Source organism: Arthrobacter sp. B2a2-09, assembly GCF_027587375.1.
Taxonomy (GTDB): domain Bacteria; phylum Actinomycetota; class Actinomycetes; order Actinomycetales; family Micrococcaceae; genus Arthrobacter.
Genome location: NZ_JAMXIC010000007.1, coordinates 213378 through 232630, shown reverse-complemented (window position 1 = coordinate 232630; position 19253 = coordinate 213378). Strand labels below are relative to the sequence as shown.

Genomic DNA, 19253 nt, shown 5'->3' with positions numbered 1-19253 from the left:
TCACCAGAGCCCCGGCGAGTAACGCGCATACTTTCCCAAACCACGGCGCACCAGCGGCGCTCATCCGCTGACTCGCAGTTGTTGTCGTTATCAGCCCGCATAACGACAACAACTGCGAGTTAGTTGGGCATCTGGCGGTGAGTTCCAGCTGACCACTTCACCAGCTACCGCGCCGGGTCTACACTGACCCTATGTCCGACACCGCAGGACGCAAGTTGTTTCAGCATTCAGGAACGGCGCTAATCTTCCGGGGAGCCTTGGCCCTTCTCTTGGCCTTCCTGGTCGCTTCTTTGCCGGTCGCCACGGTTTTTGCCCTCGTCTACGTGTTCGGCGTCTACGCCATCACCGATGGACTCACCGACATGGCCCATTACTTCTACGATCCTGCGCGCCACTCCCGCTGGAGCATGATTGGCGGCTTCATCTCCGTCGCGACCGGCCTCGTGGCCGTTTCGTGGCCGGGCATCACCGCCGCGGCGCTGGGCGTCCTCATAGGAGCATGGGCCCTGCTCTTGGGGATTTCGCAAATCATCCTTGCCATGGACGCCCGGAGGACCATCAGGGCTTGGTTGATCTGGATGTTGACAGGGCTGATCACCACCTTGTTTGGACTTTTTGTGCTCGTCAATCCCGGAGCCGGATTCCTGGGCGTGGTGGCGCTCCTCGCGACATACGCGGCGGTCAGCGGTGTTCTGTTGATCGCCTCTGGTATCAAGCTCCGCAGGCGCGCCTCCTCTTCGGTGATGCTCGCGCATTAGCCCCTGCGGGAGCAATCCACCCCAGGGGGATGCGCCAGGTCCCAAGTTCGGTAAGTTAGTGCCTGTGAAGATAGCTACCTGGAATGTGAATTCGCTCCGCGCACGTGCCGACCGCGTCGAGGCCTGGCTGCAGCGCAGTGACTGCGACGTTCTCGCCATGCAGGAAACCAAGTGCAAGGATGACAATTTCCCGTGGGAGCTCTTCGAGCGCATGGGCTACGAGGTTGCCCACTTCGGCCTGAGCCAATGGAACGGTGTGGCGATCGCCTCGCGTGTAGGGCTCGACGACGTCGAACGCACCTTTGTTGACCAGCCCGCCTTCGGAAAAGCCGGCAAGGATCCTGTCCAGGAAGCCCGTGCGATTGCCGCAACGTGTGGCGGGGTACGGGTGTGGAGCCTGTACGTTCCCAACGGTCGTTCCCTGGACGACGAACACATGCCGTACAAGCTCAAATGGCTGGACACCCTGAAAGGCCACGCCGCCGGCTGGGTCACGGAGAACCCCGAGACCCAGGTGGCGCTCATGGGCGACTGGAACATCGCGCCGCTGGACGAGGATGTCTGGGACATCGATTTCTTCCGGGCGAACGCGCTTACCCACGTCAGCGAGCCCGAGCGCGAGGCCTTCCGGGCGTTCGAAGCGGCCGGTTTCACCGACGTCGCCCGCCCCTACACCCCAGGTCCCGGCGTCTACACCTACTGGGACTACACGCAGCTGCGGTTCCCGAAAAAGGAGGGCATGCGTATTGACTTCGTCATGGCCTCCCCCGCGCTGGCGGCCCGCGTCAACGGGGCCTCGATCGACCGCGAGGAACGCAAGGGCAAGGGTGCCTCGGACCACGCTCCCGTGATCGTGGAGCTAACGGACTGAGCAGCGACAATTTTGGAGGAGGCGGGCCTGCGATGAGCGGAAAGCTATACGGGAGCCAGGCTGGGCTGCCCTTCTCTTCGGCGTTGCGTGTCTACGAACCGCTCGAAGCATTCCCCGAGGACCAGCGGCTGCAGCTCGTGGCGAGCGGCACCCGCAGCGGTTCGCGGGCCGCCGTCGAAAATGCCGAGCTGCTCGCTTCCCTCGGACGGGTCACCCGCAAGGGCGGCGACCCTTTCCCCACCGGGAGCACCGATCTGGTCCGCATCACGCGGGTTCCTTCCGGGGATCGGAAAGACCCCGACGCCGCACGGCTGCTTTACTGCCCCAGCCAACTGGTCATCCGGGCAGGATTGGCGGCCAACGCCCTCATGGAAGGTATCCACGGACCGCTCGCGGACCTGCTCATCCCCGTGGACCAGCGCGACCGGCACCAGGCACGAATCGACCGTATCAACGCCAGTCACGACGCGAAGCGCGTGCACACACGGGCCTCCACCTGGGGCATCCCCTTCAGCTGGTTCTCGCTGTTCCAGGAGGCGGACCGCAAGGATGTCGTGGAATCCGGCGGACGCATCCTGACAGTCAGGGTCTGGGCCTCACTGACGGATGCCTTGGACCGGGCACGCTTTGCCGTAGCCAACCTCGCCCTCGCCGCCCCGGACCTGGACATGCTGGACGACCTGACCCAGCTCACGGAATGGCTCGAATTGTTCCATGTGCAGTCAATGGTCGAACTGGACTATGGCGCGGTGGCGGACAAGGTGTACCCGGACGAGTCGCCCATGGATGTCAGGCTCGGCATCGAATGCCTGGCCGAGGGCGACATGACCGGAGCGGCCGCGGCTTATCGCAGGCTGGCTTCCCGCTGGATCCCCATCAGGCAGTTGGCCCGGGCTTCCTAGCTAGGCGGGCGCTAGCTCCTGGGGCGGGGCGGTGGTTTCGCGGACGATCAGCCGGTGGGGTGCTTTCATGGACCGTACGGAACCTGTGGCCCCGGCCAATTCGTCCAACAGCATGCGCGTGCCCGTCTGGCCTTGTTCAACGGGGTCCTGGGCCACCGTTGTCAGGCCCATGGCCTCGGCGAATTCATGGTTGTCGATACCGATGATGGACAATTCTTCCGGTACGCGGACGCCACGGCGCCGCGCCTGCAACATGGCCCCCATGGCCATTTCATCGGAAGCACAGAAGATCGCCGTCGGTTTGGGCCCGGGCTTGCCCCACAGCTCGTCGAAGGCTTCCTGGCCGCTGCCCACGGTGAAGTTTCCGAAAATGTCCCATTCCGGAGGCATGGAAAAGCCCGCGCTCGTCATGGCATCCGTGAAGCCGTCAACGCGCAGTCGCGGCACGGTGAAGTTCAAGTCGGAATCGTCCTGGCCGTGGAGCAGCGCGATCTCCCGGTGGCCGAGGTTCAACAGATGCATGGTGGCTTCCACCGAGGCAGCGTAATCGTCGATGCCGATGCTGGGGCAGTCCTCCACTGGACCGCCGACAATCACCAAGGGGATTTCGATCCTTTGGAGATCGGCGATTTCCTCGGAGGTCAGGGACATACAGAGAACCAGGAGTGCATCGATCTGCTTATAGACCATCGTCTTGCTGAAGAGCCGTTCCCGCGCTCCGCGCTGCCCGCCCAGGTTGAACAGGGACAGGTTGTAGCCGCGCGCGTGGAGCTCGCGGTCTACGCCCTCGATGGCCTTGAAGAAGAACCAACGGTCCACGTAAGGGGCCAGGACACCGATCGTCCTGGTGCGGCCCGTGGCCAGCCCCGAAGCGGACGACGACGCCACATACCCAAGTTCTCCGGCGACCCGTAGGATCTTTTCCCGGGTAGCCGGAGATACCCGGGGAAGGCCGCGCACCGCGCGGGAAACGGTGGCGGTGGAAACGCCTGCGGCCTGTGCAACGTCCTCAATGCTGGCTCCTGCGTGGCCGCCACGCTGGGACCGTTCATTCGTTTTTGCCACTCAAGCCCCCTCAAAGAATCCGTGCGGAAGCCGGGGGTTCCTTCCCAGACGGCAGATAACCAGCGTATTCCGCCTGGTTGCCTTCCGCCGATTCCGCGCTACTTATTTCGGCTCGCTGCTCACCTGATGCGCCTGGATGTCCGTGCGGGGAGCCTGCGGCGAAGCCGAAGCATCCCCCACAGGGCCAGCAATACCGCCAGCAGGCCCAGGGCCCAGCCCAGTGCGGGCTGGGCCGTGAGCTCGGCGGCCACGGTGATGACCAGCAGGACCAAGGCCCAAAAGCCGAGAAAACCTATCACGAGGTCGAAATCTTCCGCCGATTTCACTCGCGCGTGCTGCTCCTTGGCCGGGCCGCCGAGGGGCGGCCCGGCCGAATCCGGAGTTTGCGTCATTTGACGGCGCCCGCTGTGAGGCCCGCCACGATCTTGCGCTGGAAGACCAGCACGAGGATCACAAGCGGAATAGTCACAACCGTTCCGGCTGCCATGACGGCGGTGTACGGCTCCTGGTGGGCCTGGGCACCGGCGAAGTAGGCGATAGCCACCGTAACGGTCTTGGTTTGGTCATTGGACAGCTGGCTCGCGATGAGGAATTCATTCCACGAAGCGATAAACGCCAGGATTGCGGTGGTGAACACAGCGGGCGCGGCAAGCGGCATGATCACCTTGCGGAATGCCTGCCCCTGGGTGCAGCCATCGATTCGAGCTGATTCCTCCAGCTCCCACGGCATTTCCCGGAAGAAGGAGGTCAGGGTGTACACCGTCAGAGGGAGCACAAACGAGATGTTCGGAATGATCAGTGCCTGATATGTGCCGTACCAGCCGATGTTGGTGAACAGCTGGAACAGCGGAGTCACCAAGGCCACGCCCGGGAACATCGAAGCCCCGAGGACAAAGCCGAGGACCAGGAACTTGAACCGGAATTCGAGCCTGGACAAGGCATACGCCGCGAACACGCCGAATAGCAGGGCAACTACGGTGGTCACCCCTGCCACGAAGAGCGAGTTCAGGAGGTTCCGGCCGAAGTGGTTGCCCAGGTTCTCCGAGAACACCGTGGTGAAGTTGTCCCAGGTGACGTGGGTGAAGAAAGGCGTCGAATCGAAGGTGTATCCAACGTCGCGGAACGCGGTCACGATCATCCAGTAGAAGGGAATCAAGCACCAGATGAAGATGATGGCTGCGCTGAGGTACGTGCGCCCGCTCGCCCAGCGTTCCCGCCGTCGGGCTGCCGTCTTGGGAGCGGTGTCAAAACTCACGGCGGTCATTTTTCCTGCCCCTTGGTGGTCTTGGGTGTGGCTGAGGCGACTGCGTTGGCTCCCAGGAAACGAACGAAGATGAACGCGACGAGGAAGATGATCAAGAAGGTGATGGTGGACAAGGCCGCTGCTGAGTTGAATCCCTGACGGATCTGGTCGACCACCAAGATCGACAACGTTGTTGTGCCGTTCGAGCCCTGGGTCATGATGGCCGGGAGGTCATACATGCGCAGTGCGTCAAGGACACGGAACAGGACAGCCACCATGAGTGCCGGCTTCACCAGCGGCAAGGTGATCTGGGTGAAACGCTGCCATGCCGAGGCGCCGTCGACCTTCGCTGCTTCGTACACTTCTGCCGGGATGATCTGGAGGCCAGCCAAAATCAGCAGGGCCATGAACGGCGTGGTTTTCCAGACGTCGGAAATGATGATCGCCCAGCGGGCTGGCCATTCGCTGCCGGTCCACAGGATTGCCGTGCCAAAGAGCTTGTTGGCGATTCCGTCGAAAGCGAAGATGAAGAACCACAGCTTCGCGGTCACGGCCGTTGGAATGGCCCACGGAACCAGGACAGCAGCACGAAGGGCACTGCGGCCGCGAAAAGTCCGCGCCATGATGACGGCCATCCAGAACCCGAGGACAGTCTCCAAGACAACTGTGACAACCGTGAAGAAGAACGTCGTTCCAACGGCGCTCCAGAACTGGGCGCCAAGAGTGCCAGGCGCACAGGCAGCTGAGCCACATTGCTGGGCCAACCAGTGGACAAAGTTGTCGAAGCCGGCGGGTCCACCCTGGACGAAGACCTTGGTCACCGGGTCAAGACCCTGGTCCTTCTGGAACGCCATGATAATAGCGTTGACCACCGGGTACACGATGACGACGGCAAGCAACACCAATGCGGGAGAAATCAACCAGAACGCCCACCGGCCTTGGGACGTGGCCGCCCGGTCCTGTCCTACTTCTTTTTGAACTTTTTTGGGTTTGGGGCTTGGTGTCTCTGGCGCCCGTTTAGGCTGCGCAAGGGTGGACATTTCCCCTCCTTCCGGAAATTGATAGCGTGCCCCTCGGGCGGCCGTTCGCGTGAAGCGCCAGCCGCCCGAGGTTCACTGGAGGTGTCGCTACTGGCTGGCCGAGTTGATGGCCGTGTCCATGTCCGTCAGTGCCTGATCGACGGACTTGTCACCCTTGATGGCAGCGTAGGCATTGTCCTGAATGGCCTTGGTGACTGCTGGGTAGAACGGCGAGACCGGGCGCGGCACGGCGTTCGAAATTGAGGTCTTCAACACCGGAAGGTACGGCAGTTGCTGGACCAGAGTGGGATCGTCGTACAGGGAACCCAGGACCGGGGCCAGCGAACCCTGCGTGGCGTAGAACTTTTCAGTTTCTTCACTGGTCATGAAGGCAAGGAAGTCCTTGGCCGTTGCCTTGTGCTGCGAGTAGACGCTGACAGCAAGGTTGTGACCACCGAGGGACGAGGCGCCGGGGCCGGTCATGCCCGGGAGCGGAGCCATGCCGAAAGTGTCCTTCACCTTGGATGAGCCGTCCGTCTTGGCGAGGTTGTACACGTAGGGCCAGTTGCGCAGGAAGAGGAGCTTGCCGTCTTCGAAGGACTGCCGGCCCTGTTCTTCCTGATAAGTGACGGCCTGCGTCGGGATGTTCCCGTTCTTGTACGCCGTGACCAGGTTGTTGAGGCCTGCCTTGGCCGCCGCAGAGGTCACGGTCGATTTGCCGTCGTCTCCAACGATCGTGCCGCCGGCGGAGTTGATGGCTTCAGCCGCGTTCACGGTGAGGCCTTCATACTTGGCGAATTGTCCCGCGTAGCAGTCGATATTGTGGGCCTTCGCCACGGAGCACATGCTCATCATCTCGTCCCAGGTCTTGGGCGGTGTGGGCACCAAGTCCTTGCGGTAGAAGAGGATGCCGCCGTCCGAGGTCTGGGGTGCTGCGAAAAGCGTGTTGTTGTACGTTGCCGTCTTGACCGTGGCAGGCAGCATCTTGGAGGTATCGATGCTCATCTTGTCCGTGAGCGGCTGCAGCCAACCCTTGGCGGCAAATTCAGCGGTCCAGATAACGTCCACGTCAACGACGTCGTAATTTGCGTTTTTGGCCTGGAAGTTCTGGACCAAATCGTCGTGCTGCTGGTCCGCCTGGTCGGACTGCTCCTTGAAGGTGACCTTCTGGTCCGGGTGCGCCGCATTCCACTTATCGACGAGCGGGCGGACAACGTTGCTGTTGTCTTTGCCTTGGACGTAGGTGATGGGACCGCGTCCGTCGACGTTTGCTGCGGCATCTCCGCCGCTTGAGGCTGTGCTGCCGCCACCGCCGCCACCACAGGCGGACAGGGACATTGCTAGCACGCCGGCAACAGCAGCCGGCAAAAGGTACTTGCGTGTGTTCATGCTGGGGACTCCTCAGTGAGTGGACCAGGTCTTTTTCCGCAGTGCGGTTGATGTGGTGAGCCTCACATTAGTAAGCTTCCGGGTAGGAATGCAAGCGTTTACACAAAAATATGTCATCGAGAGGAATCCAGTGCCGCACTCCCCGATCCCAACCCCCGGTTCCAGCAATTCCGCGTGGTGGGCAAGCGCCGTCGTCTACCAGATTTATCCCCGCTCTTTCGCCGATGCCAACGGCGACGGAATGGGCGACCTTGCGGGGGTCACCGCGAAATTGCCCTATCTGCAAAAGTTGGGCGTGGATGCCGTGTGGCTCTCCCCGTTCTTCAAGTCGCCGCAGGCTGATGCCGGATACGACGTAGCCGACTATCGGGCCGTGGATCCCCTCTTCGGCACCTTGGATGACTTCGACGCCATGCTGGAGAAGGCACACAGCCTGGGCATCAAGGTGATCGTCGACCTCGTGCCCAACCACACCTCGGACGAGCACGCCTGGTTCCGCGAAGCCCTCGCCGCAGCCCCAGGCTCCCCCGAACGCGAGCGCTACATGTTCCACCCGGGCAAAGACTCGAAACCGGGTTCCGGGGACGGGGCCCTGGCCCCGAACAATTGGAAATCCATCTTCGGCGGCCCCGCGTGGACGCGCCTAACGAACGACGACGGCACTCCCGGCGAGTGGTACCTGCACCTTTTCGATACGAGGCAGCCCGACCTCAACTGGGAGAACCCCGAGGTTCACGAAGAGATGCGTTCGGTACTGCGCTTCTGGCTGGACCGCGGAGTTGACGGCTTCCGGGTGGATGTTGCCCACGGCCTGGTCAAAGAAGCCGGCTTGCCGGATTGGGAAGGCGTTGCCGCCATGGTCGAAGGTGGTTTATCCGCACCGGGCGCCCACAGCGAAGCTGTCGAACCGCACACGGCCAAGCTTCACATTGTCCCCGCAGCCGACAACGCCGACGGGGCCGTCGCGACCGCCGTCGAGCACAAGGTCAAGCCGCCGCTGGACCCGCCGTCGCCCTTCTTCGACCAGGACGGCGTCCACGAGATCTACCGCGAATGGCACAGAGTCCTCGCCGAGTACGACGGCGACCGCATGCTGGTTGCCGAGGCCTGGGTCGAGCCTGCGGAGCGGTTGGCCCGGTACGTCCGCAAGGATGAAATGCAGCAGGCCTTCAACTTCGATTTCCTCTTGGCTGGCTGGGATGCGGAGCGCATGGCGGAGGCAATCGAAACTTCGCTGGACGCGGCGGGATCCGTCGAGGCTCCCTCCACCTGGGTCCTGAGCAACCACGACACCGTCCGGCACCCCAGCCGTTTTGGGCTGGCCGATCCCACCACCTTCCCGAAGGGAATCGCGGCGGAAGACGAACAGCCCGACGCCGGCCTGGGCCTGGCGCGGGCACGGGCCGCCTCCATGGTGTCTTTCGCACTCCCGGGCTCGGCCTATTTGTACCAAGGTGAGGAACTCGGCCTGCCGGAGCACACGTCCCTGCCGGCCAAAGCGCGCCAGGATCCGTCATTCTTCCGTACCAAGGGCGTGGAGCGCGGCCGCGATGGGTGCCGCGTGCCGCTGCCCTGGAAATCCGCCGAGCCCGGCTTCGGATTCTCGGAAGGGGTATCGTCCGGTACGAGCCGCGCCGGTGCTGCTGGCGGAGCGCCCGCAGCGCCCTGGCTGCCCCAGCCCGAAGCGTTCGGCGAGCTGGCTGCGGACGTCCAGTCCGGCGTCGAGGGCTCCACCCTCGAGCTGTACCGCTCCGTCCTGACTTTCCGCAGGTCACGCCGCCTTGGCTCGGGCACGTTCCAGTGGGCTGAGGAGCACGATCCCGCCAACGGAGTCCTGGCCTTCCACAACCGGGACGTGCTGGTAGTGGTCAACATGGGTACTGCGGCTCTCCCCGTGCCGGTCGGGCTACGAGTGGAACTCTCCAGCGATGGCGGCTCGGGCGGGGCTTCGATTGTCCCGAATAGCGGGGTGTACCTCGTGGCGCGGTAGGGGCTTCCCTTCCCGACCTTCTTTGGCGCGAAAACGGGGCCGACACGCACAACTTGCTGCGTGTCGGCCCCGTTCTGTAACCAAAGAGGGTCAGGAAGGCGCCACTAGCGTGGAGCTTACTTGCCGCCCTTGAAGAAACCGGCGATCTTGGCGCCGAGGCCCTTGGCATTCTCGGCCACATCCCCCGCGATTTCCTTGGCGTTCCCGGCAACATCCCCTGCGAGGTCTTTGGCTTTCTCAGCCACGTCGCCCGAGAGGAACTCCTTGACGTGCTCAGCGGCATCGCCCGCGAATTCCTTTGCGTTTCCGACCGCCTCGCCGGCAAATTCCTTGACGTGCTCCGCGGCATCGCCTGCGACGTGCTTGGCCTGTTCAGCTGCGGCTTCGGCGGTTTGCTTGATGTTGTTGACTTCTTCGCTCCTGGTTTTCTCCTTGTTCCTGGTCCAAAGTGTTTTGGTCCATCGGCTTGACTCGGACCCAGGGTCCGGTGCCGGCCGGGCAAGCCCAACCAAAGGGAAGAGTTCCCCCTACCCTTCAAACTATGGCCCCACGGACACCTCTGCAACGCAAAACGCCCGGGAAAGGAACATGGCTATCCGATTAACAACGGCTGCGTGTCAGTTCAACGAACGCGCTCGGCCTTGCTGAACCTGGTCCTCGCGCCGGCCCCGATATGAATCAACACGGGAGTCTTGCGTCCCACCACTATGTCCAGTGCCTCCACCAAACGGGAAACATCAGCGGCCAGCGTGTGCGGAGAAACGCCTTGACGGGGCTGGACCCTGATCCGGAGCCCGGGACGACCGTTGACCTCGTAGGTTGCCACCATTACGCCCGCGAGATCCGTCCGTTCCGCGAGGGCCGCCTTGAGCGCCTGCTCGGCAAGGTTCCCGCCGATGTTGACATCACCAGGGGTCCGGGCGTCGTCGTACTCCGACACGATGAGGTTGGCGCGGCCTTTGCCCTGCTGCGAGACCCAAGACACCATGAGCACGATCAGCACAACAAGCACCGCAGCTGCGGCAACCCAGAGCCAGCTTTCCTGACGTCCTGGAATGCGGGTCTGCTCAGAGAGGTACTTGGCGTGTTCCCAGAGGCCGGTGGACCAGCTTTGCCACCAACTTCCCACGGCGGGAACAGTGGCGAGCAGCATCAGGAGAAAGCCGATCGCCAACAGAATCAGGCCAAGGATGCCGATCAGGATGCGGTTGAGGACGTGCGGAGTGCCGTTCATGCCCCGATCACCCCGGACGTAGCGACATTGACACGGACTGAAGGCATGGGCGAAGGGGCCATCCTTTGAAGTTCATCCTCGACGCCGGCAAGGATCCGTTCCTCGTGCAAGGGCACGCCCGAGGTGGGCCGGACGTTGACCACAACCAGCCGTTGCGAAACCACCACCATGACCTGCTCCTGGGTGACATTCGCCGCCGCCCGGGCAGCCCGGGCCAGTGCCGAAGCGATGACCTCGTCATCCACCACCACTCCGGCCCGGGGATCTTCAAGCAAGTGACGGGACTTCCGGCCGGGCAGGACCGCGTTCAAGAAGAAAATCAGGCCCACCATGGCCACGACACCGCCGAGTGCACCGAGCAGCAACGGCGAAATACCTCCGGGCAGGGCCGTGAGCCGTTCGGCAGCCGTTTGCGGATCGATGAGCCACGGTGGTTGGCCAATGGCGCGCAAAGCGGATTCGAGAAGGGCATAGATACAGGCCGCGATCACAAGGGCCGCGGCCAGCCCGGCGATTCCCGCACGGGAGGAGCGGGTCTCGCGCCTGAGGATGCGCTGGAGTCCGACGTCGATCCGGTCGCCGACGCCGGAGGTCCCTGGTGCCTGGACGTCTGGCATCTGGATGCCTGGGGTCTCGCTGCCTGGGGCCTGGCCGTCGGGCGTCTGCGCGTGCGTAGTGTCCGGGTGGCTGCGCCCGGCGTGCGGGGTCTGGGCGTGGCTCATTGGACGCGAGCTCCTTCACTGATGCGTGCGCCACTGATCCGGATATCCACGCGGCTCAACGTGGAACCGCTGAGCTGGGTGACACGCTCAAGAATGGCCGTCTTGGCAGCTACGGCCCGATCCCAAACCGTCCCACCGTATCCCCCTACCCGCAGGGGATCCCTGAGGACTTCCGTCAGCGAGGGCACACGGATCGGGGCGGCAACCGAGAGTGCCAGGAGGCCGTCGTCGTCCGACCATTCGGCGCGAACATCCTGCGCCGAGACGCCGAGCGCTTCCGCAGCGGCCGCCTGGGCCAATGTAGTGAGGGCCTGGGTGCTGATTCGGTTGTGGCCAGCCAGGGAGACGGCGGGCTGCACAGCCTCAGCCGTGGAACTCATGACGATGAGCGGCGGCCGGTGAGGGCATCCAGCACGCTGCGCAGGTCAAGCTTTCCGTCCGCGGCGCGCCCCAGAAGTGCACCGATGCCCATGAAGAGAAGGGCGATGATAAAACCCCACAGCCCGAACTGGAAGGCCATGAACGCCACGAAGGCGCCAATCCCGATTCCGACAACGGTCAAGTTCACTGGAGTGGCTCCCTTTCCGATAGTGCGCCTTTTGTTCCGGGTTTGATGGGCGGCGCAACGTAGACGTCGTTGATCTCCACGTTGACCTCAATGACTTCCAGCCCCACCAACGATTCGACCGCCTGATAGACGGCCGCGCGGACCTGGTTGGCGACATCATGCAAAGGGTATCCATAGACGGCCACGAGATTGATGTCCACGGCCACTTGGGTTTCTCCGACCTCCGCCCGGACACCCGCCGCATGGTCCTGGCTGCCGACGGCATCGCGGATGGCTCCGAGGGCGCGCGAAGGAGCCGATCCGAGGGAATAGACACCCGGAACAGCCCTGGCGGCAATGCCAGCAACCTTGGCGACAGCGGAATCCGAGATCACTGTGCGGCCACTTCCTGCCACCGTTTGCCGGTCCTCGGATACCGGAGCCCCAACGGCTTCCGGTTCAGGCGCGGTGTAGCTTTCCTGCTGGTCCATCTAGCCCTCCCCTTCTCTTGAGTACCACCCTAGCGCTTGGCTAAGACAAGGCGGAGACAAAAGGAACTACAAAGAGGAAGAGGGCAGTTCAGGGGCGGGATTGCAGGTGGCCTTGGGCCGGACCCGCTCGAGGAACTACTCGCTGCGCGCTTTCCTTCGGCGAACGGCTGCCACGTACCACATACGAAGCAGCGCACCTGCACCGACGGCAAGGAAGGCGTAGAGCAGACCTTCGTATGTCGTTCTCGTAATCGGGACCAAAACGAACCACGTTACGGCAACAATAACCGCGACCCCGACCAAATAGATAACCCTGTCCCTAGACATAAGTGCTCCTCAGCTTGGCCGCTATCTGCACTGCACACCAGTGTATTCAAACGGATTCCATCCGATAAAGGGATAGACTCCCCAAAATGACAACCCGAGGCAGTTGCCGTGGTTGTCCGCCGTGACTGCGGTCCACGCCAGCGCGCCCGAGGCCAGTCCGCAGGCGGCAACACCAACAGCCCCGCCTACGCCGCATGCGGCGGTCGCGCCGCCGAGTGCGGCGATACCGCCAGTGGCAACGTCATGCGTTTCTCGCTTGTCGAAATAGACTGAACACCAGCCGACCCCGCAACCGTATTGCGGGTCTGCCACCACCGGGAAGGTAGCGCCCCGCGTGTCGACGTGCTGAGTCACCACATTCCCTGAAACCGTGTAGTTCGTCGGCAAATTCTTGCCGTTGGCATCCTTTGCCCAGGGCGCGAGGATCGTATTTACAAGGTTCCCCGTCGAATCTGAAACCGTCACGCCGCCACGGTTGTCCGGGATCAGCTTCAGTTCTTCACTAGGTGAGCCAATCGCGAACTGGTAGTCAGACGGTGCAGATGTGTCCTTGATGACGATGTAGCTAACGTTCCGATTGTCTCGGGTTCCTGTGACGAATCCATGCGACGCCGACTTTGCGACTTCTACACGAACGGAGTCCGCCGTAACTCGTTTGGACGCCCCTGGTGATATGGGCGAAATGTCAACGGAGCGGATGGTCGACTTCCGTGCTGCGCTCACCTGAGGCGAAGGAGCCACCTTCTTCGCCTCACGTTGAGAGTCGAGGAGGCCGCCGCGTTCCTGCACAACTTTCAGCGGGTCAAACATATCTGCTGCCTGGGACGGTGGTGCTGCGAGCAATGCCGAAGTGATACCTATTGCTACTGCTAGGCCGATGCCGACGAGACTTCGTTTCATGATTCCCCATGATCAATTGACTGCATTGGACAGCCTGGATTACCAGGTGGGCCCGACGATACCGGAGGCCTAACTCAATAACAATCCGGTCGACCGGTATTTTTCTATTTTCGGAGTCAATGATCACAACTGGGCCAAACCATCCGGCCGCGCTGAGCTCAGGCCCTGCGGGACCGGAGCTCGGGGAACATAGCGGGCCGCATGCGTTCCCATTTTCGGATTTCCAGGGCTGCAGTCTTCCTCGATGTGAGCGCTGGTTGCTCATGGCGGGGCTCAACGAGTCCGACCAGACTCGCCTGGGACCCGAAAAACACTGGAGCAAGCGCACCGCAAGCACTCAGCAAATCCGATCACCGCACGCCGCACGCCGCACGCCGGATTCTGCTGGACCGTTCCCCGTGCCCTAAGTTGCCAGCCGCGTGATTCCAGGGGTACGTGGTTTGTCTGTTCGAATGATTGAGCAGAATCCGACGCGTACGCAGGGATATGACGCGCACGCACGGAAATTTTCGCCTTTTAGGCACAAACCGAATAACCCCGGTTTTGCCCCTGCAGGTTAAAAGAAGAAAAGCGCCAGTTCCGAAGAACTGACGCTTCCCAGTGGTGGCTCCGACCGGCGTCGATCCGGTGACCTTTCGATTTTCAGTCGAACGCTCTACCAACTGAGCTACAGAGCCTTAGGTGACAATGTCACCATGATTGCCGGAATTTCTTCCGGCAATCAGAGCGACCCTGACGGGACTTGAACCCGCGACCTCCGCCGTGACAGGGCGGCGCGCTAACCAACTGCGCTACAGGGCCTTGCTTGTTTGCAGTATCTCTACCGCTTTTTTCAAGGCTTCCAGCTTACCAGACTTTTCAATCCGGCCCGACCAGTTCCTTGCGTACCCCCAACGGGATTCGAACCCGTGCCGCCGCCGTGAAAGGGCGGTGTCCTAGGCCGCTAGACGATGGGGGCCTGGAACAATTCGAATTTCGCGACGTGCGGTAACGCTATGCGTCCCGCTTCTCGCTCGTCCGAACTGGACTCTAAAACTTTAGAGCATAGTCAGGGATATTCCCAAATCGCGCCCCGCGGAACGCAAACCGGCTTCAAAACCAGTGCGTCAGAGTTGGCGGTTTCTTGTTGAAAGACGTCCGAATTCCGCCAGTCCGCGCAGCCCCGCGCGGGCTAGATTGGCATCATGGCCACAAGCACCCCAACCTCTCCGGCGACCACCAACTCCCGGACCATCAGTAAGCTCGGCATCGCCGCAGTCGTCGTCACCGTTGTCCTTTGGGCGTCCGCCTTCGTAGGCATCCGCGCCGTGGGGCCTAGTTTCTCTCCCGGTTCTTTGACGCTTGGACGGCTGGTGGTTGCCGCCGTCGCGCTCGGCATTGTCGCCCTGCCCAGGCTCAAGCGCTGGCCCAAAGGCCGCGAATGGCTGCCCATCCTTGCCTACGGCGTCATGTGGTTCGCGGGTTACAACCTTGCACTGAACGCTGCCGAACACATGCTCGACGCCGGGACCAGCGCCATGCTCATCAACGTCTCGCCGATCCTGATCGCCGTCCTCGCCGGCGTCATCCTGAAAGAAGGCTTTCCGCGCTGGCTGATCATCGGCAGCCTCGTAGCATTCGGCGGCGTTGCGTTGATCGCGCTCGGTTCCGGACAGCGCTCGACGGCGGACGTCGCCGGAGTGCTGTTGTGCCTTCTTGCCGCTGTGCTCGCCGCGGTGAGCGTGATTGTCCAGAAGCCTGTGCTGCGCAAGTTCTCCGCGGCACAGGCCACCTGGTTTGGCATCTTGGTGGGCGCCGTATGCTGCCTGCCGTGGGCCGGCCAACTGGTGGCCGAAGTGCAGGCCGCGCCGCTTCCGGCCACTCTCGGCTTGGTGTACCTCGGGATCTTCCCGACGGCCATCGCCTTCACCACGTGGGCCTATGCGCTGTCCCTCATCGAGGCCGGGAAACTCGCCGCGACGACGTACCTGGTTCCGGGCACCACGATTCTGATTTCCTGGGCGGTTCTCAAGGAAATCCCCACCATCTGGGGCCTCGTGGGCGGCGTCATTTGCCTCGTAGGCGTCGGGCTGACGCGGCGCAGGTCCCGCTAGCAAAGTGCCCCGCGCCGCCGTCAAAACCTCGGCCGCCGCTACCTTGCCATCCCGGCGAGAAGCTCGCGGTGCGTGGGCGGGTTGGCTCCCGGGCGCCCCACGGTAATGGCTGCGGCCATGGATGCGGTCTGCCCGATGCGTTCGAGAACCGTGGGCGCAAGCCCTTGGCTACCGCGCAACAGCAGCCCCAGGATCAGTGCCGACATGTAGGAATCGCCGGCGCCGATGGTGTCCGCCACCACCGAGGTCACCGCGGGAACCGTCAGCTGGGTGTGCGGCGTCGCCATCAAGGAGCCCTGGGCGCCTCGGGTGACGACCGCCAACCCTGCCCCGAGGCTCAGGATGTGCTTGGCAGTCTCTTCCAATGACTTGCTGGGATAGAGCCAGAACGCGTCGTCGTCGCTGAGCTTCACCACGCTGGTCAACGGCACGAGCTCCTCGAAAATGCGGAGTGCCTCGCCGTGGCTGCCCAGGAGGTCGGTGCGGATGTTGGGGTCGTACGTGACGATGCATCCGCCCTGGGCCTGCTCCAGCAGGGTCCTGACGACGGCGGCGCCGGGCTCAAGGAACGTAGCAATCGAGCCCGTGTGGAGCACCTTCGGGGCGTAAGGGAGGGCAGCGGGAGCCAGCTTCCACTCGATGTCGAAGGTGTACTCGGCCGAGCCGTCCGCTGCGATCTCCGCCGTCGCCGTCGCAGTCTTCGCAAGCGATTGCGAACCCGGCAGGACAACTACACCGGCGCTTGCCAGGTGCGCAGCAATGGACCCGCCCCGGGAATCGCGCCCGACGGCGGTCAGCAGCCCGGCTTTCACGTCGAGCCGCCCGAGGCCATAGGCGACGTTCGCAGGCGAGCCGCCGGGGTATTCGACCTGCCCTTCGGGCGAGTTGACGATGTCAATGAGCGCTTCGCCGACCACGACGACGTCGAGCGGCTCGGACGCAAGGGGCGAGTGGTTCATGCGTTTCCTGTTCCTTGGTTGGGGAGTTTCAGTGGCTATGAGTGAATCTCAGTGGCGCCGTCACGGAATGGCGTTCGACGAGGGGACATTCAAAGTATTCGGTACTGCCGTCACGTTCCGCGCCGGCTAGCAGCAGTTCAATGGCGCGCCGGCCCATCTCAAGGAAGGGCAGCTCAAGGGTGGTCAGCCCGGGCCGCAAGTGCGGGGCGAGCGTTTCCTGGTTGTCGAATCCCACCAGCGACACATCGTGCGGGATGGACAATCCGAGCTGGGCCAACGCTTGGTAGGTACCCCAGGCTGTGCGGTCGTTGGCGCAGAAGATGGCAGTGGGTGGCTGCGGACCCGTCATGAGTGCCAGCGCATTGTCGAAACCGCCGGATTCATGCCCGTCGCCGATCCGGTGGAGCCCTGGGTCGGGGTGGAGGCCAGCCTCCTTGAGGGCCCGGAGATACCCCGCATAGCGCCCGACGGCGGCGGGAAGCTCACCGTCCACCGCGCCGATGTTGATCATTGCGATGCGCTTGTGGCCGGCGTCGAGCAGGCGTTTGGTGGCCGTGTAGCCGCCCAGTTCCTCTTGGGGGGCGATGCTCGGAAAGCGTCCGGAACGGTCGCGTGAATTGAGCACCACTGCGGGCACCTCCGCCAGGACGTCCGGCACGTCAAGGACCCGGTGGTACATGGCGGCGTAGACCACTCCAGCGACCTTGTAGGACAGCATGGTCTCCAGTGAAGCGGCTTCGAGGGCCTTGTCACCGCCCGTGTTGACGGTCAGGAGCAGCAGTCCGGCCTCCCAAGCCCGGGCCTGGGCGCCCTCGATGATCTTGCCGGCGAATGGCGCTGTGGCCACGAAGTCGCCGACGAAGCCGATCATGCCCGCCACGCCGTCGCGGAGTACTTTGGCGTGGGCGTTGGTCCGGTACCCCAGTTCGTGGGCGGCAGCATTGACCCTGCGCCGGGTTTCCTCGGAGAACCTGGTTCCCGCGGCGTCGTTGAGCACCAGGGAAACCGTGGCCTGGGAAACACCGGCAGCGGCCGCGACGTCGTTCATCGTCGTGCCGGAGCGGCTGCCGGGGCGGTTCATAGGCTGGCCTGTCTCTTGGGAGCTGTGGCGTGCTTGTCACAGGATCCGCACGACTGGCTGGGCTTAACCTGGGGCTGGGTTATACGAATTACCAACCCGGAAAACTGTAGCTGCCATCACATCCGGCGTCAATGACCGGGCCGCGGACTAGAGTCAGTACATGCCCGCGAATTTACCTCCCGGCCTGCCTATCGTTCCCGACGGCGATGCCCCTGGCGGCGAGCGCATTTCCTCCCCGCTCCCTGGTACCGGGGCGTCGGTTGGGGCGGGGCAGTTCAATACCGGTCCATTCGAGATGTCGCCTGAAGACTTCGAGGCGGCCGTCAGCGATGCCTTGCTCCTCATCCCGGACAAGGCGGCCCGGGCCATGGACAACGTGGCCATCTTCATCGAGGACGACTACACCCCGCAACCTGGAGACGCACCGGGCACCGTACTTCTGGGCCTGTACGAGGGGGTGCCGTTGACGGAGCGGGACTCTTGGTGGGATGCCGGTTCCCTCCCGGACCGGATCACCATTTTCCGGCAGCCGATCCTGGATATCTGCGAATCCCGCCAGGAAGTGATCGACGAGGTGGCGATTACCGTGATCCATGAGATCGCCCACCACTTCGGAATCGGTGACGACCGCTTGCACGAGCTCGGCTGGGGATAGCCTTGTAGGCATGGGGCACGATCACGACCACTCGCACGGCATTACCGCAACCGGTAAGCATCGGAAGCGGCTGATCGCTGTCCTGGCCATCACCCTCGGCGTGGTCCTCGTCCAGGTGGCGGGCGCCGTCGTCTCCGGTTCCCTGGCGCTGCTGGCTGACGCAGGCCACATGCTCTCCGACGCCGCGGGCGTCTTCATCGCGTTGCTTGCCGCCTGGATAGCCACCCGGCCGGCGAGTGATCAACGCACCTACGGGTACCAGCGTGCCGAGGTCCTGGCCGCGCTGGCCAACGCCCTCATCCTGATCGTGATCTCAGTGGTGATCTTCATCGAGGCACTCCGCCGTTTCGGGGAGACACCGGAAATCCGCACCGACGTCATGCTCTTTGCCGCCGTTCTGGGTGCCGTGGCCAACCTGGTCTCGCTCCTCATCCTGCGTGGAGCGCAGAAGGAGAGCCTGAACGTCCGCGGCGCCTACCTCGAAGTCCTTGGCGATCTTTTGGGTTCGTTTGCCGTCATCGTCGCTGCGATTGTCATCATGGTCAGCGATTTCCGGGCGGCAGACCCCATCGCCTCCATCCTGATCTCGCTCATGATCCTGCCCCGGGCCTGGCATCTGCTGCGCGACGTGGTTGATGTCCTGCTGGAAGCCACGCCCAAGGGTGTCGAAGTCAAAATGATCCGCGAGCACATCCTCTCTGTCGAGGGCGTCGTGGCCGTTCACGACATCCACATCTGGACCATTACCTCGGGCGTTCCAGTCTTTTCGGCCCACGTGGTGGTTGAGGACCGGATCCTGGACGCCACCGGCGCCGACCGGCTCCTGGACCAACTCGGTTCCTGCCTCGGCTCGCATTTCGACACCGAGCACTGCACCTTCCAGCTGGAACCGGCCGGCCACTCGGCGCACGAAACCCACCAGCACGCGTAGAGCCTTCTGGGCGGACAGCCCGGCATCGAGACCGCGGGTGCGGGCCCAAGGCCGTGTTCCGGAACGCAGTACCGGG

General features: G+C 63.1%; 21 protein-coding genes and 3 tRNA genes. 7 read left to right on the top strand and 17 right to left on the bottom strand.

The features are described 5' to 3' along the window. The first annotated feature begins 191 nt into the window (after positions 1 to 191). From NFJ07_RS10775 to NFJ07_RS10765, 3 genes are all read left to right on the top strand, one after another. Positions 192 to 758 carry an HdeD family acid-resistance protein gene (locus NFJ07_RS10775; protein WP_269994239.1) on the top strand — a complete coding sequence of 189 codons (567 nt, stop codon included), beginning with the start codon at positions 192 to 194 and terminating at the stop codon, positions 756 to 758. Between the two features lie 64 nt (positions 759 to 822). Further along, the gene (locus NFJ07_RS10770) at positions 823 to 1629 is read left to right on the top strand and encodes an exodeoxyribonuclease III (protein ID WP_269994237.1); all 807 of its coding nucleotides are present in this window, start codon (positions 823 to 825) and stop codon (positions 1627 to 1629) included. Between the two features lie 32 nt (positions 1630 to 1661). Next, positions 1662 to 2531 (top strand): hypothetical protein, encoded by an 870-nt coding sequence (locus tag NFJ07_RS10765; protein ID WP_269994236.1) that lies wholly within the window; start codon positions 1662 to 1664, stop codon positions 2529 to 2531. On the opposite strand, the gene NFJ07_RS10760 is transcribed toward NFJ07_RS10765, so the two are convergent. From NFJ07_RS10760 to NFJ07_RS10740, 5 genes are all read right to left on the bottom strand, one after another. Then, entirely contained in the window at positions 2532 to 3596 is a 1065-nt protein-coding gene (locus NFJ07_RS10760; protein WP_269994235.1) for a LacI family DNA-binding transcriptional regulator, read from the bottom strand. A 119-nt stretch (positions 3597 to 3715) separates the two neighbouring features. Continuing rightward, the gene (locus NFJ07_RS10755; RefSeq protein WP_269994234.1) at positions 3716 to 3988 is read right to left on the bottom strand and encodes a hypothetical protein; all 273 of its coding nucleotides are present in this window, start codon (positions 3986 to 3988) and stop codon (positions 3716 to 3718) included. Then, positions 3985 to 4860, bottom strand: coding sequence for a carbohydrate ABC transporter permease (locus tag NFJ07_RS10750; RefSeq protein WP_269994233.1), 876 nt, complete (start codon positions 4858 to 4860; stop codon positions 3985 to 3987). Before NFJ07_RS10750 ends, NFJ07_RS10755 begins: the two co-directional genes overlap by 4 nt. Then, the gene (locus NFJ07_RS10745; RefSeq protein WP_442865335.1) at positions 4857 to 5879 is read right to left on the bottom strand and encodes a carbohydrate ABC transporter permease; all 1023 of its coding nucleotides are present in this window, start codon (positions 5877 to 5879) and stop codon (positions 4857 to 4859) included. Before NFJ07_RS10745 ends, NFJ07_RS10750 begins: the two co-directional genes overlap by 4 nt. A gap of 87 nt (positions 5880 to 5966) precedes the next feature. Beyond that, the gene (locus tag NFJ07_RS10740; protein WP_269994230.1) at positions 5967 to 7247 is read right to left on the bottom strand and encodes an ABC transporter substrate-binding protein; all 1281 of its coding nucleotides are present in this window, start codon (positions 7245 to 7247) and stop codon (positions 5967 to 5969) included. Between the two features lie 241 nt (positions 7248 to 7488). Between NFJ07_RS10740 and NFJ07_RS10735 the strand changes: the two genes are divergently transcribed. Further along, a complete protein-coding gene (locus tag NFJ07_RS10735) occupies positions 7489 to 9237 on the top strand; it encodes a glycoside hydrolase family 13 protein (RefSeq protein ID WP_269994253.1) in 1749 nt (582 codons plus the stop codon). Between the two features lie 116 nt (positions 9238 to 9353). Here the strand turns inward: NFJ07_RS10735 and NFJ07_RS10730 are convergent, their stop codons facing one another. From NFJ07_RS10730 to NFJ07_RS10685, 10 genes are all read right to left on the bottom strand, one after another. Then, positions 9354 to 9749 (bottom strand): hypothetical protein, encoded by a 396-nt coding sequence (locus NFJ07_RS10730; protein ID WP_269994228.1) that lies wholly within the window; start codon positions 9747 to 9749, stop codon positions 9354 to 9356. 110 nt (positions 9750 to 9859) lie between these two features. Next, positions 9860 to 10471 (bottom strand): hypothetical protein, encoded by a 612-nt coding sequence (locus NFJ07_RS10725; RefSeq protein ID WP_269994226.1) that lies wholly within the window; start codon positions 10469 to 10471, stop codon positions 9860 to 9862. Then, positions 10468 to 11088 carry a DUF6286 domain-containing protein gene (locus NFJ07_RS10720; RefSeq protein ID WP_269994252.1) on the bottom strand — a complete coding sequence of 207 codons (621 nt, stop codon included), beginning with the start codon at positions 11086 to 11088 and terminating at the stop codon, positions 10468 to 10470. The genes NFJ07_RS10725 and NFJ07_RS10720 overlap by 4 nt, the downstream gene beginning before the upstream one ends. A gap of 101 nt (positions 11089 to 11189) precedes the next feature. Beyond that, entirely contained in the window at positions 11190 to 11573 is a 384-nt protein-coding gene (locus tag NFJ07_RS10715) for a hypothetical protein (RefSeq protein ID WP_269994224.1), read from the bottom strand. Then, positions 11570 to 11761: a DUF2273 domain-containing protein gene (locus tag NFJ07_RS10710; protein ID WP_059388473.1), complete on the bottom strand. Its 192-nt coding sequence runs from the start codon at positions 11759 to 11761 to the stop codon at positions 11570 to 11572. The genes NFJ07_RS10715 and NFJ07_RS10710 overlap by 4 nt, the downstream gene beginning before the upstream one ends. Continuing rightward, positions 11758 to 12231 (bottom strand): Asp23/Gls24 family envelope stress response protein, encoded by a 474-nt coding sequence (locus NFJ07_RS10705; protein WP_269994222.1) that lies wholly within the window; start codon positions 12229 to 12231, stop codon positions 11758 to 11760. The genes NFJ07_RS10710 and NFJ07_RS10705 overlap by 4 nt, the downstream gene beginning before the upstream one ends. 348 nt (positions 12232 to 12579) lie before the next feature. Next, positions 12580 to 13458, bottom strand: a complete 879-nt coding sequence (locus tag NFJ07_RS10700; protein WP_269994221.1) for a hypothetical protein — start codon at positions 13456 to 13458, stop codon at positions 12580 to 12582. 601 nt (positions 13459 to 14059) lie between these two features. Then, positions 14060 to 14135: transfer RNA gene (locus NFJ07_RS10695), tRNA-Phe, on the bottom strand. 50 nt (positions 14136 to 14185) lie between these two features. Further along, a tRNA-Asp gene (locus NFJ07_RS10690) sits at positions 14186 to 14259 on the bottom strand. Positions 14260 to 14343: 84 nt separating this feature from the next. Next, positions 14344 to 14416 (bottom strand) — tRNA-Glu (locus NFJ07_RS10685). A gap of 226 nt (positions 14417 to 14642) precedes the next feature. Here NFJ07_RS10685 and NFJ07_RS10680 point away from each other — a divergent pair. After that, on the top strand, positions 14643 to 15551 hold the full coding sequence (locus tag NFJ07_RS10680; protein WP_269994220.1) for a DMT family transporter: 909 nt from the start codon (positions 14643 to 14645) through the stop codon (positions 15549 to 15551). Between the two features lie 38 nt (positions 15552 to 15589). Here NFJ07_RS10680 and NFJ07_RS10675 read toward each other — a convergent pair whose 3' ends face one another. After that, a complete protein-coding gene (locus NFJ07_RS10675) occupies positions 15590 to 16510 on the bottom strand; it encodes a carbohydrate kinase family protein (RefSeq protein ID WP_269994218.1) in 921 nt (306 codons plus the stop codon). Positions 16511 to 16538: 28 nt separating this feature from the next. Beyond that, a complete protein-coding gene (locus NFJ07_RS10670) occupies positions 16539 to 17591 on the bottom strand; it encodes a LacI family DNA-binding transcriptional regulator (RefSeq protein WP_269994216.1) in 1053 nt (350 codons plus the stop codon). Between the two features lie 160 nt (positions 17592 to 17751). Between NFJ07_RS10670 and NFJ07_RS10665 the strand changes: the two genes are divergently transcribed. Beyond that, positions 17752 to 18246: a metallopeptidase family protein gene (locus tag NFJ07_RS10665; protein ID WP_269994214.1), complete on the top strand. Its 495-nt coding sequence runs from the start codon at positions 17752 to 17754 to the stop codon at positions 18244 to 18246. Positions 18247 to 18256: 10 nt separating this feature from the next. Then, positions 18257 to 19177: a cation diffusion facilitator family transporter gene (locus NFJ07_RS10660; RefSeq protein WP_269994212.1), complete on the top strand. Its 921-nt coding sequence runs from the start codon at positions 18257 to 18259 to the stop codon at positions 19175 to 19177. Positions 19178 to 19253 lie beyond the last annotated feature (76 nt).

Excerpts from the sequence above, each read along its gene's own strand:
- NFJ07_RS10680 (WP_269994220.1), top strand. The coding sequence starts at position 14,643 with ATGGCCACAAGCACCCCAACCTCTCCGGCGACCACCAACTCCCGGACC.
- NFJ07_RS10700 (WP_269994221.1), bottom strand. The coding sequence starts at position 13,458 with ATGAAACGAAGTCTCGTCGGCATCGGCCTAGCAGTAGCAATAGGTATC.
- NFJ07_RS10755 (WP_269994234.1), bottom strand. The coding sequence starts at position 3,988 with ATGACGCAAACTCCGGATTCGGCCGGGCCGCCCCTCGGCGGCCCGGCC.
- NFJ07_RS10725 (WP_269994226.1), bottom strand. The coding sequence starts at position 10,471 with ATGAACGGCACTCCGCACGTCCTCAACCGCATCCTGATCGGCATCCTT.
- NFJ07_RS10670 (WP_269994216.1), bottom strand. The coding sequence starts at position 17,591 with ATGAACCGCCCCGGCAGCCGCTCCGGCACGACGATGAACGACGTCGCG.
- NFJ07_RS10665 (WP_269994214.1), top strand. The coding sequence starts at position 17,752 with ATGCCCGCGAATTTACCTCCCGGCCTGCCTATCGTTCCCGACGGCGAT.
- NFJ07_RS10750 (WP_269994233.1), bottom strand. The coding sequence starts at position 4,860 with ATGACCGCCGTGAGTTTTGACACCGCTCCCAAGACGGCAGCCCGACGG.
- NFJ07_RS10740 (WP_269994230.1), bottom strand. The coding sequence starts at position 7,247 with ATGAACACACGCAAGTACCTTTTGCCGGCTGCTGTTGCCGGCGTGCTA.
- NFJ07_RS10715 (WP_269994224.1), bottom strand. The coding sequence starts at position 11,573 with ATGAGTTCCACGGCTGAGGCTGTGCAGCCCGCCGTCTCCCTGGCTGGC.
- NFJ07_RS10675 (WP_269994218.1), bottom strand. The coding sequence starts at position 16,510 with ATGAACCACTCGCCCCTTGCGTCCGAGCCGCTCGACGTCGTCGTGGTC.
- NFJ07_RS10720 (WP_269994252.1), bottom strand. The coding sequence starts at position 11,088 with ATGCCAGACGTCCAGGCACCAGGGACCTCCGGCGTCGGCGACCGGATC.
- NFJ07_RS10705 (WP_269994222.1), bottom strand. The coding sequence starts at position 12,231 with ATGGACCAGCAGGAAAGCTACACCGCGCCTGAACCGGAAGCCGTTGGG.
- NFJ07_RS10660 (WP_269994212.1), top strand. The coding sequence starts at position 18,257 with ATGGGGCACGATCACGACCACTCGCACGGCATTACCGCAACCGGTAAG.
- NFJ07_RS10745 (WP_442865335.1), bottom strand. The coding sequence starts at position 5,879 with ATGTCCACCCTTGCGCAGCCTAAACGGGCGCCAGAGACACCAAGCCCC.
- NFJ07_RS10735 (WP_269994253.1), top strand. The coding sequence starts at position 7,489 with ATGGGCGACCTTGCGGGGGTCACCGCGAAATTGCCCTATCTGCAAAAG.
- NFJ07_RS10775 (WP_269994239.1), top strand. The coding sequence starts at position 192 with ATGTCCGACACCGCAGGACGCAAGTTGTTTCAGCATTCAGGAACGGCG.
- NFJ07_RS10765 (WP_269994236.1), top strand. The coding sequence starts at position 1,662 with ATGAGCGGAAAGCTATACGGGAGCCAGGCTGGGCTGCCCTTCTCTTCG.